This is a genomic window from Pseudomonas rhizophila (assembly GCF_003033885.1).
Classification (GTDB): domain Bacteria; phylum Pseudomonadota; class Gammaproteobacteria; order Pseudomonadales; family Pseudomonadaceae; genus Aquipseudomonas; species Aquipseudomonas rhizophila.
Genome location: NZ_CP024081.1, coordinates 1 through 15938, shown reverse-complemented (window position 1 = coordinate 15938; position 15938 = coordinate 1). Strand labels below are relative to the sequence as shown.

The window sequence follows — 15938 nt, the reverse complement described above, 5'->3', positions numbered from 1 at the left end:
CCTTAAAACCCGCTTTCCCTGACACCCAGCGCCGCCAGCCGACGCCAGGTCGCTCCCAACACCGACTCACCGTGCCCCTGCAACACCACTACGCCACGCAGCGGTTGCGCCGGCGCAGGCGTGTTATCAACAGCACTTAAACGCACGCCATATTGCGCCTGCACCGGCTCCGCCCGTTGCTGCGAGTCACGCCGTACCGCGATCGGCCCGTGGTGATCCGACGTCAACGCCTGTTGCTCGACCCAGGCCACGCCATTGGTGTCGATCTCGTTCAATTGCACGGCAATCGAGGGGTGCATCGGATCGTCAGCAATGAAACGCCCCGTGGCCCCGGGTTCGACCCGCCAAAGCTCGGCTTCGGTCAGGTAGCCGCGTAAGCGGGAGTCGGCCTGTACCACCCGCGCCAGCGGCTGTGTGGGCGACAACCAGCGCCCCACCGACAACTGTGGTAACAGATCACGCACCTGTCCGGCATGGGGCGCGCGTAACAGCAGGCGCTCACGCTGGGCGACCAGGCCCCGGTATTCGGCCACCGCTTCGGCCAGTTGTTGTTCGACGATACCGGCATCGGCGGCGGTTTCGCTGCGTCCGGCCTGGCGACGCATCTGCAACTGCTGGATCTCGATTTCCCGACGCACAATCGCCAGGCGCGAGGCCATGTCCGGCGACTCCAGCTCGATCAACACATCGCCCTGGGCCACGGTCTGGCCGTCATGCACATTCACTTGTTTGATCCGCGCCGCCACCGGCGCATGCAAGGCACTGGCGCGACCGGCCTCGAGCATGACCGGCACCTCCACGGCGCTACGCCAGGGCAACAGCAGCACCAACGCCAACGCCAGTAACACCAGGCCACTGAGCAGCACTCGCGGACCATGGGCCTGCTCGCGCCGGCTCCACCACTGCCGCCATTCGTTCACGATGGGCATAAAAATGAACCACACCAATTCCACCAACATCAGGAAAATGCCCAGCACCTTGAAGAACAGGTGATAGACCGCCAGGGCAATACCCAAAAACAACGCCGCGCGCCATAGCCAGGCGCCGTATCCCCACACCAGTAAGCGACGACGCATTGTCGGCGTCCAGGGTTCCGGAGCCGGCGCGCCATAACCGAACAAGGCTTCACGCAAACGCCAGCGGCACAACGCAAACGCTCGCCCCTGGAGGTTATCCACTGCCCAGAAATCACTGAGCAGAAAATAACCGTCGAAGCGCATGAAGGGGTTAAGGTTGATGATCAACGTGGTGATCCAGGTGGCGCTGGCCAACATGAACGCTGCGGTGCGGGCCGGTCCGTCGGGCAACAGCGACCAGGCCAGCAACGCGATGCACGCCAGCAGCAATTCGGCCAGTACACCGCCGGCGCCGATCAGCAGCCGGGCACGACGATCATTGACCCGCCAGGCGTCGCTGACGTCGGTGTAGAACATCGGCAACAGCACCATGAATGCCACGCCCATGCTCTGCACACGGCAACCGGCGCGCTTGGCCATGAAGGCATGACCGAACTCGTGGCACAACTTGGCGAAGAACAACGCCACCGCGAACGCCAGCGCGCCACCCAGGCTGAACAGGTGCGGAAACGTCGCCACGAAGCGCTGCCAGTCCCGCGACACCAGAAAAATACCCACGCCCAGGGTCAGCGGCATGCCATACCGCAGGATGGCGGGCCCGTACCGTGCGAGAAACGGCCAGGCGCGATTGAGAAAAGCATCCGGGCGCCACAACGGAATGCGAAAAAACAGATACTGGTGCAGCAGGATCTGCCACAGGCTCTGGCGCTGGGCGGCCGTCTTGAACTGATAGCTGTCGCGCTGTTGCGGGTCCATGGCGCTGATCAGATCGTGACCTCGCAAAAAGCCCAGCAATTGCTCCAGCGACTCATTATTGAGCGGAAGGCCCGGCTCACGGTTCGCGGCTTGCAGCACCTGTTCCGGCTCACCAAGGGACCAGTGCCGCAGCATGCGCATCGCCGCCGCGCCAAGCTTGAAATAGCGCCCGCGTACCGGATCGGCCAGGGTCCATTGAGGGGAGCCGTCCGGGTCCGGGGCCGCCGGGGACAATTGCAGGTCTGGCCGCAGGCTCGGCAGTCCCATGCTACAGACCCACGCTCTGGCGCAAGCCGGCCAGTGGTCGACGCAACAGGTACAGCGCCAGCGGGGCGCGATCGCCGAAAATTTTCGCCGTGCCCCGCAGGCCGATGCGCGGCGCCGCGTCATCGAAACGCGCGTCCAGGCGATACGCCAGTTGCCCGGCAGCTGTGGGTTGCGCCTCGTAGGCCGAACGTTCGAGCCTGGCCAGGTGTCGCTGCAACGGGTCGCTGTCGAGGAACAACGCCACCTGGGCACCGGGGGCCAGGTCAATCGCGTCGCCCACCGCCAGCTCAATACGCAATTCGGCCTGGTTCGGGTCGGCGATTTCCATCAACCGCTCCCCCGTCTGCACCGGCTTGCCGAGCCAACGTTCTGCATCGGCAAATACCGCAATACCGTCCCGTTCGGCGCGCACTTCACTGCGCTTGAGCAACTCGATTGCATAGTCGCGTTCGGCGCGTTTCTGCTCGACGCGAGCGGCCAACAGATCAATCTTCGAACTCGACTCGGCATCGGCAAACGCGCGCTGAGCGTTAGCCTTGAGTTCCGCCTCGGCCACGCCCAACACGCGCTCGGCCACATCGGCCTGGGCCTTGAGACTGGTGCTTTCGAAGCGCAACAGCAAGTCGCCGCTCTTGACGCTCTGGTTGGGTTTGACCAGGAATTGGGCGATCACCCCGTCCAAAGGCGCCGCCACCACCTGCCCGCCCAGCGGCACCACTTCGGCCGGGGCCAATACCGACTGACGGACAGGAACCAGCAAGCCCAACAGCAGCACCGCCACCAAGGCGACCTGACGCTTGCGGGTCCAGCGCAAGCGCCACGGTTTGCGCGGTTGCAGCGTCAGCCAGGCGTGGCTATAGGTGTCGCCCAGTTGCGACAGCAGCACTTGTTCAGAGGGGGGCCATGGCAGGTCACGGGCCAGCCACAAACCGCCGAACACCTGCCCCTGATGATCGATCAACGGCAGCCAGAACACCTGCCCCGCCGACAGGCTTCGCCAGTCCGCCTGAATGGAGTCGCTCACCCCATCGGCGGCAATAACCCGGGCCTGGTTCAGCAAGCCTTTTTTGAACAGCTGCGCCACCGCCTGCTCGACAAACGCCACGAACGGTGCGTTCGGATCCACGGCACTGACGCCGGTCACCGCCTGGACCTTGCCGGCGATCAACAACGCGGCATGTCGGAACCCGAACAGGGCCTGACCATCGTTGACCAGGCTGTAACTCAGTTGCGCCGGGGTACGCGCAGCCCGCGTCTGGCGCTCCAGGTCGAGGAATCGGGCAAATACCTGTTCGGCGCTGCCCGTGATCGGCGCGTTCACTTGAACTCCGCGAAACGCGCCGTACCGCTCATGCCGGACAACAGCCCCTTGGCGTCAGGCAGCGTCGCCACCAGCAGCAAAGTCTGGCTGCCCTCGTCGATGCGCGCGCCAAGGCGTTTGACCGTCGCTTGCAGCGGCTGGCCGGTTTCATCGGGGACAAAGGTGAAGGACTGGCCCGGCTTGAGCCTGCCCATCCAGCGCGAAGGCACCAGCAGATGGATTTCCAGGGTGCGGTTGTCCACCACGTCCAGCAACGGCGCGCCGGCGGCCACGCTTTCATAGCGCTGCACCTCGCGCGCCACCACCTGTCCATCGAACGGCGCGATCACGCTGCAGCGCTTGACCTGGACCTGATAAACCTGGGATTGCGCCTGCGCTTCGCTGAGCCTGGCCTCGGCGCGTGCCACTTCGAAACGCCCGACCGATTTCAACGCCGCCAATTGCTTGTTATGAGCCAGTTCTTCACTGGCACCACGGCTCGCGGCCCGAGCTGCATTGAGCTGAGCCTGGTACGCTGAACAATCGAAACGCGCCAGGGTATCGCCCTGCTTGAACGACTCCCCCTCACTGAACGGCAACTCGACAATTCGTCCAGCCAACTCACTGGCAAGCACCGCCTGATCCCGTGCCCGAAGCACCCCACGCGCCTCATTGCCGCTCGGTGCACTGGCCCTGACGCCGCTCTCGAGCAGCGGATCATCGGAAACAGGCGTCTGCGCCTGCACCCAGCACGTTACAAAGACCAACCCCCAAACCCAACTACCTGAACGCCGCATAACCGTTACTCCCTGACGGATGGGCGGAGTCTACGACAGCGGTGGGGGGCGTCAAGGGAGTAGCAGGGAGGAGGAAGCAATCTCTTGTTTCAAAAAGACCAAAGAGGAGATCAAAAAGCGCTCGGTTTTTGCTGGGATGAGTCGGTATCAAATCCCACAGAATCTTGAGAGCTTCCACTCATACAAAACGGCTTTCGGTGATGGATCTCTCGTATTCTCCGCAGGAGCCCTCAATTTCGTAATAAACACTGACAGATCAAACAAAGAATGAGTTTGACCTCCCACCGCGCATACGCTCAACACTGATCTGCCGGTGAAAAAAGGTAAACCAAACAGCAGTTGACGCCATGTCACGCTCAACTTAGGATGGCTTTACTCAACCCCGTACGCAGAGATTCAATTTTCTGGCTGTTGGGGTGAAAAAACCGGCTTAGGCCGGTTTTTTCGTTTCTGGGGATTGAGCTTGTGCGAACCGCATTTTTTGTAGATGGCTACAACCTGTTCTATGGGCTGCTCGCGGACACACCTTACAAGTGGCTGGATCTGCGAAGTCTGTTGTCGCATATCGCGCATATCGAAAATCCGCAGAGCACCACTTCCTCGGTTGATTACTTCACCTCCTCGGTCAAACCGTCATTGGCCACCCGGGGTCAAGCATCAAAAGAAGCGCAAGACACTTATATTCGCGCCCTGAAGAGCACCCATATCTGTGTCCATTACGGTCACCATCAACTTGAACCTGCCAAGGTCCCTCGCTTTATTGATAGAAAGACGAAAGCGTCTCGCAACGACAAAGTCGACATCTGGAAGCTGGAGGAGAAAGAAACGGACGTTCACATGGCAATCAGCATGTATCGAACCGCTGCCAAGCAAACGAAACTGAAGCATCATGAACGGTTGGAGCAGTTGGTGCTTGTATCCAGCGATACCGACATGACGCCGGCCTTGAGAGCCGTACGAGAAGACTTTCCTGAAATAACCGTCGGCGTCATTCTTCCCCACAGAGCCGAGCTGAATCGCCCGTCTCCAGGTTCGCTAAAGCAGCACGCCCACTGGACACGCCGCGTTGTCACCTGCGAGGAACTCCAATCCCACCAGTTCCCCACCCGAGTACCCACCCACAAAGCCCCCGCTATCAAACCGGATTACTGGTAAACCCCTGCAGCCGGATATACCGACGCCCAGCTCCGATACCTCTAGTCCTACCGTGGCAAAGCACTATCGCGACACAGCCAGTCACCCTGTGGGAGCGAGCCTGCTCGCGACGACGTCAGCCCAGACAACTCAGCATTTGTGACGAGGAGGCCCGCTCAAACACTACCGCTCGTGCAACGCCTCGGCCCGGGCCTTGATGATGGGTTTGAGCAGGTAACTGAGTACGGTTTTCTTGCCGGTGATGATGTCCACCGAGGCCACCATGCCCGGGATGATCAACAGGGGTTTTTCAGGGGTGCCCAGATGACTGCGCTCGGTGCGCAGCTTGATGATGTAGTAAGTGGTTTTCTTGTCTTCGTCGGTGATGGTGTCGGCGCCGATCTGCTCCAGCTTGGCTTTCAGCCCACCGTAAATGGTGTAGTCGTACGCGGTGAATTTCACCGTGGCGTCCTGGCCGGGGTGCAGGAAGGCGATGTCCTGGGGACGGATTTTCGCTTCCACCAGAAGCGTGTCATCCAGGGGCACGATTTCCACCAGGTCACTGCCGGGCTGGATGACCCCGCCGATGGTGTTCACCAGCAACTTGTTGACGATACCCCGCACCGGCGAGGTGACCAGTGTACGGCTTACCCTATCCTCCAAAGCCTTGCCGGTGGCCTGGGCCTTGTTCAGGTCGGTACGCGCCTCATTGAGTTGGGTCAGGGCTTCGCTGCGGAACTTGCCACGCGTCTCATCGATCTTGCGCTGCACTTCCTTGATCGCCGATTCAGCGCGGGGAATCGCCAGTGTCGTGGCGTCGAGTTGCCCACGGGTTTCGACTTCAGCCCGCTTGAGCCGCAGCACTTCCACCGGTGACACCGCACCCTGGGCTACCAGCGGTTCGGACATGTTGATCTCCTGGCGTTGCAACGACAGGGCGGAGCGGTACTGCGACTGCTTGGAAACAAACTCGCGCAACTCCTGCTGACGCTGGATCAACTGCTCCTGCAACCCGCCGATTTCATCGTGCAGTTGCTGGCGGCGGCTGATGTACAGCGACTCTTCGCTGGCGGCCTGGCGCGGAACCGCCTTGAGCACGTCCTCCGGGAAGTTCAGCGGCCGGTCATCGACTTCGGCACTCAGCCGCTCGACCCGCAACAACATGGACAAACGATCAGCCTCGGTCTCCCCAACGTTGGAGACAAACCGAGTGTCATCCAGGCGAATCAACGGCGCGCCGGCCTCGACGATCTGCCCTTCGCTGACAAACAGCTCGGCAACGATCCCGCCTTCCAGGTTCTGGATCTTCTGGATCTTGGACGACGGAATCGCCTTGCCGTCGCCCTTGGTCACTTCGTCGACCTGCGCGAAGTTGGCCCACAGCAACAGGAAGACAAAGAAGCCGATGATCCCCCAGATCGTCAGCCGCACCACTCGCGGAGCGTCTTCGATCAGGGCTTTGTTGACCTCAGGCAGAGGCTGGCCATGCAGCGAGTCCGAGCCCTTGAAATAGCGGCCCACGGCATTTTTCAAACCCGACTTAAGCAACACTGATCTGCCCCTTCTTCAACGCTTCCATCACCGCGGCTTTCGGGCCGTCGGCGAGGATCTGCCCACGGTCGATCACCAACAGGCGGTCCACCAGCGACAGCAAGGATGCCCGATGCGTCACCAGCAGCACGGTCTTGTTTTCCACCACGGCGGCCAGGCGCTGTTTCAAGCGTTCCTCACCGGTGTTGTCCATGGCGCTGGTGGGTTCATCCAACAGCAGGATGGGCGGGTTGAGCAGCAGCGCGCGGGCCAGGGCGACGTTCTGTCGCTGGCCGCCGGACAGGTTCTGCCCGCGCTCGCCAACTTGCAGTTCATAGCCTTGCGGGTGCAAGCGCGCGAACTCATGCACACCGGCAAGTTCGGCGGCCTGGAGCACCAGTTCGTCCTCGACGTAACGGGCGCCGGAGGTCAGGTTGTCCCGCAGGGTACCGGCCAGCAGCTGGATATCCTGCGGCACATAACCGATGTTGTAGCGCAGCTCGCTGACGTCGATCTGGCGAATGTCCACGCCATCCACCAACAGCGCTCCGTCGTCCGGTTGATACAGACCCACCAGCAACTTGGCCAGGGAGCTCTTGCCCGAGCCGCTACGACCGATGATGCCGATTTTTTCCCCGGGCTTGATCACCAGGTTGATGTTCTTCAGCGCAGCGTTCTGCTGGTTCGGGTAGGTGAAATTCAACTGACGGCATTCGATGGCACCCTGCAAGACCTTACGGCTCAACGGGCGCTCTTCGAAGTTGCGCTCCTGGGGCAGCTCCATCATCTGATCGACCGAAACCATGGTCACCCGCGCCTGCTGATAGCGAGTCAACAGACCCGACAGCGACGCCAATGGGCTGAGGGCGCGGCCACTGAGCATGTAGCAAGCGATCAACCCACCCATGCTCAGGTTGCCGGCAATGATCTGATAGACGCCGAAGACAATCATGATCACCCCGGCCAACTGCTGGATCAGCAAGGTGATGTTCATCGCCAGGCCGGACAGCATCTTGACCCGCAGCTCGAGGCGGCTGAGGGTGCCGATGGTTTGTTCCCACTGATACTGGCGCTCGCTCTCGGCGTTGTTGACCTTCACCGCATCCAGACCGGCCAGGGTTTCGATCAGGCTGGATTGACGCTCGGCGCCCAGGGCCATGGTTCGCTCCATGGTCGCCACCAGGGGCTTTTGCAAGGCGTAGCCGATCAGCAGGGCAATCGGAAAGGCCAGCACCGGAATCCATACCAGATGCCCACCGAGGATCGCGATGACCATGAAAATCAGCAAGGTGAACGGCAGGTCAATCAGGCTGGTAAGGGTCAGCGAGGCGAGAAAGTCCCGCAGGCTTTGGAATTCATGGATGTTCTGGGCAAAGCTGCCCACCCGTGCCGGGCGATACTTCATGGCCATGCCAACGATGCGCTCGAACAGCGTCGCCGAAATGATCAGGTCGGTTTTCTTGCCGGCCAGGTCCAGGCACAGGCTGCGCAACATCTTGAGGATCAGGTCGAACACATAGGCGCCGGTAATACCGATCGCCAGCACCCACAGGGTGGACTCGGCCTGGTTCGGCACCACGCGATCGTAAACGTTCATCACGAACAGCGGCGCCGCCATGGCGATAATGTTGATCAGCAAGCTGGCAGCGATGGCGTCGGCGTACAGCCAGCGCGAGCGCTTGAGCGTGTCGCGGAACCACGAACGCGCCCGAGGAATGAGCGTGCCGTGGTTCACGTCGAATTTGTGTTGCGGTTGAGCGAAGAACACTTTGCCGCTGTAGTCGTCGGCCAGCAGTTCACGGCTGACCGTCACTTCGCCGCCATCACTTTCGCTGAGCAGCAGACGCGCCTGGTCATCGCCGACCCAGCCGAGCAACACCGCGCTACGACCCTCCTTGAGCAACAGCAGGGCCGGCATGGCGATGGTCGGTATCTGCTCGAGCTTGCGTTGCAGCACCCGGCCTTGCAGACCGGCACGTGCTGCCGCTCGCGACAATAATTCGACGCTCAGCCGTTGCTTGGGCAACGGCAGGCCGGTGGTGAGCATCGCCGCGCTGGCCGGCTTCTGATGGAGCATGCAAAGCGCCAGCAAGCCGTCCAGCAATGGGTCGTCGTGCAGCGTGCGTGGATCATGGATGAGTTCGGCTCGACTGACTTCTGATTCCACGCTGGGCACTCTTTGCTGATCAAAACGGGATGGATGACTCAATTCATCCCAGGCAACTGGACCCTGGGCTTGACGTCATTCTGCACAACGGATGCCAACGGCGCGACAACCCCCTGACTTTTGAGCAACTGCCCCATGGTTGCCTTGATCCGATATTGGCTGAACAACTGCACGTTCTTGATCTCCGCCAGACGGCGGGAGGCGCTGAACAGCTCGTTTTCGCTGTCGAGCAAGTCGAGCAGGGTCCGCTCGCCGAGACCGAACTGCCGCTGGTAGGCGGTGCGTACGTTGGCGCTGTGATCGACGTACTGCTGGGCAATCGGTACCTGGGCGTTGGCGTTGTTGAGGGCGTTCCAGGCCAGGCCCAACTCTTCAGTCAGTTGACGCAGGGCGTTGTTGCGGATGTCCAGGGCCTGGTTCGACAGATACGACTTGGACTCCAGATCCGCCTTGTTGCTACCACCGGCGTACAGGTTGAAACGCATGCGCAGCATGGCTTGCCATTCGTTGTTGTGACCGTTCTGACCATCCAGATCGTTGTCGGCGGTACGGCCCAACTCGGCGTCGAAGCGGGGGTAGAAGCTCGACTTGGCGGCTTCGTACTGTTGCTCGGCGGCCGCGATGTCGGCTTCGGCGGAACGCAACACCGGGCTGTTCTCCAGCATCTGGGCACGGGCTTCGTTCAGGTTGGCCGGCAACAGCGCCAGAAAATCGGCGGGACGTTCCAGCTGGTCGGGCATCTGGCCCACGGCGCTGAGGTAGTTGGTCTCGGCGTCGGCCAGATTGGTCTGCTCGGTGATCAGGTTGTTGCGGGCCTGGGCCATGCGCGCCTCAGCCTGATCCAGATCGGCGCCGCTGCCCACGCCACGGTCTGTGCGCAGCTTGATTTGATCGAAGATGCGCTCGTGACTCTTGAGGTTTTCCTCGGCCAGACGTACGAACTCGCGTCGGGTCAGCACGTCCAGATAAACCTGGGCCACGGTCAATCCGGTGCGCTCGGACGCGTCCAGCAAGGAATAGGCACGGGCATTCACGGTGGCTTGTTGACGCCCCACTTCGCTGGACGTCGCAAAACCGTCAAAAACCATTTGCGTCAGGCGCAGGCTGGACTCGCTACGGTTCAAGGTTTCCCAATGATTATTGCTGCCCGAGCGGGTCGTCACACTGTCAGTACCTTCGCGACCGTACCCCGCCGCAAGGTCCACTCTAGGCAGGTAGCCGCCTTTAGCGGCCTTGAGTTGGTAGTCCGCCGCCAGTCGGCTGTTCACACCGGCCTGAATCTCAGGATGGACATCCAGCGCCTGTTGCATAGCCTGCGGCAAGGTTTGTGCTTGTACGAAACTGGCGGCGAGGGCGAAAGGTAAAGCCTTGAACAGGTGCAAACGCATGGTTGGATTATTCCCGAAACTCTTGTCTTGAATCACAGCGAAAGGTGGCGCTGCATCGGATGATGGCAACCGGGATGACCGTATGTCGGAAAGTTCGAAACAGGCAGTGAATCATGCACCGAAAGAACAGGTCGCCGCTTAAATATCAATGTGACATTACTGAAGCGATTGTTTAGGATGGCCAGCAGAAGGTCAATAGTTTGGCATAAACAAAAAAATCAAAAAAACCAAGCCAAAATATTGACGTCATGAAGCGTCAAAACAACCTTATTTAGCGAAGCAAGAGCGTCCAGACCGGCGCAGCCAGAGGCTGTTCGGTACATGGAAGTCTACTGAACGTGGCACCCGGAGAGTCTTCAATGAGCAGTGTTATTGCCGTCGTCAAAAGCATTGTTGGTCAGGTTTTCGTCGTATCCCCCGAAGGCATCCGGCGTGTGCTCATTGAAGGTGACCGCCTGTCCACAGGCGATCAATTGGACACCGGCGCTGCTGGCGCCGTTACATTGGAACTGGCCGATGGGCGCACGCTGGACCTGGGTCGCGACACCCAGTGGAGCGCCACTGCCCCGGACTCCTCCACCGATCTCGCCCAGGCCACTGCCCAGGCTGCGCCGTCGGTAGAAGAACTGCAGCAGGCCATTGCCGCCGGCGTCGACCCGACGACCGCCCTTGAAGCCACCGCCGCTGGCGCCACTGCTGCAGGTACGGGTGGGGCCGCCGGTGGCGGCCACAGCGTTGTGATGCTGGATGCCACCGCTGGCAGCGTCGACCCGACCATCGGGTTCCCGACTGAGGGTTTGAGCGCAGCCGTGGCCGCTGACGATGACATCACCGGCGGCGACACCGACGCCGATACCACTGCCAACGCGGTGCTTGATTCGACGTTGACCCTGAGCGCCACCCCGACCCTGACCGAGGCCGGCGGCGTGCTGGTCTACACCGCGACCGTCACCCAGGCGCCTCAGACCAACCTGATCGTGACCTTGTCCAACGGCGCAGTGATCGTGATTCCCGCCGGGCAACTGACCGGCAGCGTCAACGTCCCCCTGGCGCCGAACGACACTGTCTATAACGACCCTAGCCAGATCAGCGTCACCGTCACCGGCACTACTGGCGGCACCGGCATTGCCGTGACCTTGCCCACCACACCGGCAGTGACCCAGATCACCGACACCGTGGACACCACCACCGTCACTTTGACGGCCGGCAACACCGTCACCGAAGGCGGCCAGATCACCTACACCGCCACCCTGACCAACCCGGCCCAGACGCCAGTGACCGTAACCTTGAGCAATGGCTCGGTCATCACCATCGCTGCGGGCCAGACCACCGGCACCGTCAACGTCGARACCCCGGCCAARGACGTCTACAACAACGGCAGCACCGTCAGCACCACTATTASCGGTGCSACMGGCGGCAACTTTGAAAACCTGGTGCCGAGCACCACGCCTGCCGTGACGACGATCACCGATTCGGTGGACGCCACCGGCCTGACCTTGACCGCCAGCAACACCGTCACCGAAGGCGGCCAGATCACCTACACCGCCACCCTGACCAACCCGGCCCAGACGCCGGTGACCGTGACCTTGAGCAATGGCTCGGTCATCACCATCGCRGCCGGYCAAACCACCGGCACCGTCAARGTCGATACCCCGGCCAACGACGTRTACAACAARGGCAGCACCGTCAGRACCACRATTASCGGTGCSACMGGCGGCAACTTTGAAAACCTGGTGCCGAGCACCACGCCTGCCGTGACGACGATCACCGATTCCGTGGACGCCACCGGCCTGACRRTGACCGCCAGCGARACCATCACRGAAGGCGGRCAGATCACCTACACCGCCACCCTGACCAACCCGGCCCAGACGCCGGTYACCGTGACCTTGAGCAATGGCTCGGTCATCACCATCGCRGCCGGYCAAACCACCGGCWCCGTCAACGTCGATACCCCGGCCAACGACGTCTACAACAARGGCAGCACCGTCAGCACCACRATTASCGGTGCSACMGGCGGCAACTTTGAAAACCTGGTGCCAAGCACTACACCTGCCGTGACGACGATTACCGACTCGGTGGACGCCACCGGCCTGAGTTTGTCAGCTTCCACTGAAGTGGCCGAAGGCGGTTCGATTGTCTACACCGCGACCCTGACCAACCCCGCTGGCACTCCGGTCACCGTGACCCTGAGCAACGGCGCTGTAATCAACATCGCCGCCGGTGCCACCACCGGCACTGTGACCGTCAATGCGCCGACTGACGACGTCTACAAAGACGCTGGCAAAGTCGAAGTCAGCATCGATAACGCAACGGGCGGTAACTTCGAGAACCTCGTTCCGAGCACGACTCCGGCAGTGACTGATGTCACCGATACCATCGATACGTCGACTGTCAGCCTGACCGCGACTTCCTCCGTGGCTGAAGGCGGAACCGTCGTTTACACCGCTTCGGTCAACGCACCGGTCACCGGCGCTCCGTTGGTCGTAACGTTGAGCAACGGCCAGAGCATCACCATTCCAGTCGGTTCCAGCAGCGGTTCGGTCAACTTGGTGACCCAGAACGATGCCCTTGCCGGCGGCGACAACCTGAGCGTCAAGATTGATGATGCTCAGGGCGGCAACTACGAAAAACTGGACATCGACGCGACTCCCGCTGATACCACCGTTACCGATGTGCAGGACACGACTGGCCTGACACTCTCGGCCACTGACACCGTTGCCGAAGGCGGTTCGATTGTTTACACCGCAACCCTGACCAACCCCGCTGGTTCACCAGTGACCGTGACTCTGAGCAACGGCGCCGTAATCAACATCGCTGCCGGCGCTACCACCGGCACTGTGACCGTCGATGCGCCAAAAGACGACGTCTACAAAGACGCCGGTAAAGTCGAAGTCAGCATCGACAACGCCACGGGCGGCAACTTTGAGAACCTGGTGCCGAGCACCACGCCAGCCGTCACCGACGTGACCGACACCATCGATACGTCGACTGTCAGCCTGACCGCGACTTCCTCCGTGGCTGAAGGCGGCACCGTGGTTTACACCGCCTCGGTCAACGCACCGGTCACCGGCGCTCCGTTGGTCATCAACCTGTCGAACGGCCAGAGCATCACTATCCCGGTTGGCTCCAGCTCCGGTTCGGTCAACTTCGTTACCCAGAACGATGCTTTGTCAGGTGGTGATTCGCTGAGCGTCAAGATTGATGATGCTCAGGGCGGCAACTACGAAAAACTGGACATCGATGCCACTCCGGCTGACACCACCGTTACAGATGTGCAGGACACGACTGGCCTGACCTTGAGTGCTACCGATTCGGTTGCTGAAGGTGGTCAAATCACCTACACCGCAACCCTGACCAACGCCGCTGGCTCGCCGGTCACCGTGACCTTGAGCAATGGCGCAGTGATCAACATCGCTGCCGGCGCCACAACTGGCACCGTCACCGTCGATGCTCCAAAAGACGACGTCTACAAAGACGCCGGCAAGGTCGAAGTCAGCATCGATAACGCCACGGGCGGCAACTTCGAGAACCTGGTACCGAGCACCACTCCAGCCGTCACCGATGTCACTGACACCATCGATACGTCGACTGTCAGCCTGACCGCGACTTCCTCCGTGGCTGAAGGCGGCACCGTCGTTTACACCGCTTCGGTTAACGCTCCGGTCACCGGCGCTCCGCTGGTGATCACCCTGTCGAACGGTCAGAGCATTACCATTCCAGTCGGCTCCAGCTCCGGCTCGGTCAACTTCGTTACCCAGAACGATGCTTTGTCAGGTGGTGATTCGCTGAGCGTCAAGATTGATGATGCTCAGGGCGGCAACTACGAAAAACTGGACATCGATGCCACTCCGGCTGACACCACCGTTACAGATGTGCAGGACACGACTGGCCTGACCTTGAGTGCTACCGATTCGGTTGCCGAAGGTGGTCAAATCACCTACACCGCAACCCTAACCAACGCCGCTGGCTCGCCGGTCACCGTGACCTTGAGCAATGGCGCAGTGATCAACATCGCTGCCGGCGCTACTACCGGCACTGTGACCGTCGACGCGCCGACTGATGATGTCTACAAAGACGCTGGCAAAGTCGAAGTCAGCATCGACAACGCCACCGGCGGCAACTTCGAGAACCTGGTGCCAAGCACCACTCCAGCCGTCACCGACGTGACCGACACCATCGACACCAGCACGGTTTCGCTCACTGCGACCGCGAATGTAGCTGAAGGCGGCACCGTGGTTTACACCGCCTCGGTCAACGCACCGGTCACCGGCGCTCCGTTGGTCATCAACCTGTCGAACGGCCAGAGCATCACTATCCCGGTTGGCTCCAGCTCCGGTTCGGTGAACTTCGTGACCCAGAACGACGCCCTTGCTGGCGGCGATAACCTGAGCGTCAAGATCGACGACGCTCAGGGCGGCAACTACGAAAAACTGGACATTGATGCCACTCCAGCGGACACCACCGTTACCGATGTGCAGGACACGACCGGTCTGACCTTAAGTGCAACCGATACCGTTGCTGAAGGTGGTTCGATCGTTTACACCGCCACATTGACCAACGCCGCTGGCTCGCCAGTGACCGTAACCCTGAGCAATGGCGCCGTAATCAACATCGCTGCCGGCGCCACCACCGGCACTGTCACTGTCGATGCGCCAAAAGACGACGTCTACAAAGACGCCGGCAAAGTCGAAGTCAGCATCGACAACGCCACCGGCGGTAACTTCGAGAATTTGGTGCCGAGCACCACTCTAGCCGTCACCGACGTGACCGATACCATCGACACCAGCACGGTTTCGCTCACCGCGACCGCAAATGTGGCCGAAGGCGGCACCGTGGTTTACACCGCTTCCGTCAACGCGCCAGTCACCGGCGCTCCGTTGGTCGTGACGTTGAGCAACGGCCAAAGCATCACCATCCCGGTTGGCTCCAGCAGCGGTTCGGTGAACTTCGTTACGCAGAACGACGCTCTTGCCGGCGGCGATAACCTGAGCGTCAAGATTGATGATGCTCAAGGCGGCAACTACGAAAAACTGGACATCGACGCCACTCCGGCTGACACCACCGTTACCGACGTTCAGGACACGACTGGCCTGACGCTCTCGGCCACTGACACTGTTGCTGAAGGCGGTTCGATTGTTTACACAGCGACATTGACCAATGCCGCTGGCTCGCCAGTGACGGTGACCTTGAGCAACGGCGCTGTAATCAACATCGCTGCCGGCGCCACAACTGGCACCGTCACCGTCGATGCTCCAAAAGACGACGTCTACAAAGACGCCGGCAAGGTCGAAGTCAGCATCGACAACGCCACGGGCGGCAACTTTGAGAACCTGGTGCCGAGCACCACTCCAGCCGTCACCGATGTCACTGACACCATTGATACTTCGACTGTCAGCCTGACCGCGACTTCCTCCGTGGCTGAAGGCGGCACCGTGGTTTACACCGCTTCGGTTAACGCCCCGGTGACCGGCGCTCCGCTGGTGATCACCCTGTCGAATGGTCAGAGCATCACCATTCCAGTCG

Annotated in this window: 7 protein-coding genes and 1 pseudogene; 2 read left to right on the top strand and 6 right to left on the bottom strand. The window is 61.0% G+C overall.

The window, feature by feature from the left end; translation table 11 throughout:
• Nucleotides 1-2: 2 nt before the first annotated feature.
• Genes CRX69_RS00040 through CRX69_RS00030 form a run of 3 tightly spaced genes read right to left on the bottom strand, consistent with a single transcriptional unit; the run spans nucleotide 3 to nucleotide 4196 of the window.
• A complete protein-coding gene (locus tag CRX69_RS00040) occupies nucleotides 3-2099 on the bottom strand; it encodes a site-2 protease family protein (protein WP_107321354.1) in 2097 nt (698 codons plus the stop codon).
• 1 nt (nucleotide 2100) lies between these two features.
• Nucleotides 2101-3420 (bottom strand): efflux RND transporter periplasmic adaptor subunit, encoded by a 1320-nt coding sequence (locus tag CRX69_RS00035; protein ID WP_107321353.1) that lies wholly within the window; start codon nucleotides 3418-3420, stop codon nucleotides 2101-2103.
• The gene (locus CRX69_RS00030) at nucleotides 3417-4196 is read right to left on the bottom strand and encodes an efflux RND transporter periplasmic adaptor subunit (RefSeq protein WP_047230440.1); all 780 of its coding nucleotides are present in this window, start codon (nucleotides 4194-4196) and stop codon (nucleotides 3417-3419) included. Before CRX69_RS00030 ends, CRX69_RS00035 begins: the two co-directional genes overlap by 4 nt.
• Nucleotides 4197-4661: 465 nt before the next feature.
• Between CRX69_RS00030 and CRX69_RS00025 the strand changes: the two genes are divergently transcribed.
• A complete protein-coding gene (locus CRX69_RS00025; protein WP_107321352.1) occupies nucleotides 4662-5351 on the top strand; it encodes an NYN domain-containing protein in 690 nt (229 codons plus the stop codon).
• A gap of 162 nt (nucleotides 5352-5513) precedes the next feature.
• On the opposite strand, the gene CRX69_RS00020 is transcribed toward CRX69_RS00025, so the two are convergent.
• Genes CRX69_RS00020 through CRX69_RS00010 form a run of 3 tightly spaced genes read right to left on the bottom strand, consistent with a single transcriptional unit; the run spans nucleotide 5514 to nucleotide 10415 of the window.
• Complete coding sequence (locus CRX69_RS00020) at nucleotides 5514-6881, bottom strand: HlyD family type I secretion periplasmic adaptor subunit (RefSeq protein ID WP_047230443.1); 1368 nt, start codon at nucleotides 6879-6881, stop codon at nucleotides 5514-5516.
• Complete coding sequence (locus CRX69_RS00015) at nucleotides 6871-9027, bottom strand: type I secretion system permease/ATPase (protein ID WP_076383240.1); 2157 nt, start codon at nucleotides 9025-9027, stop codon at nucleotides 6871-6873. Before CRX69_RS00015 ends, CRX69_RS00020 begins: the two co-directional genes overlap by 11 nt.
• Nucleotides 9028-9065: 38 nt before the next feature.
• On the bottom strand, nucleotides 9066-10415 hold the full coding sequence (locus CRX69_RS00010; protein ID WP_047230445.1) for a TolC family outer membrane protein: 1350 nt from the start codon (nucleotides 10413-10415) through the stop codon (nucleotides 9066-9068).
• Between the two features lie 359 nt (nucleotides 10416-10774).
• On the opposite strand from CRX69_RS00010, the pseudogene CRX69_RS00005 reads away from it, so the two are divergent.
• Nucleotides 10775-15938 (top strand): annotated as a pseudogene (locus CRX69_RS00005) (LapA family giant adhesin); the annotation flags it as partial.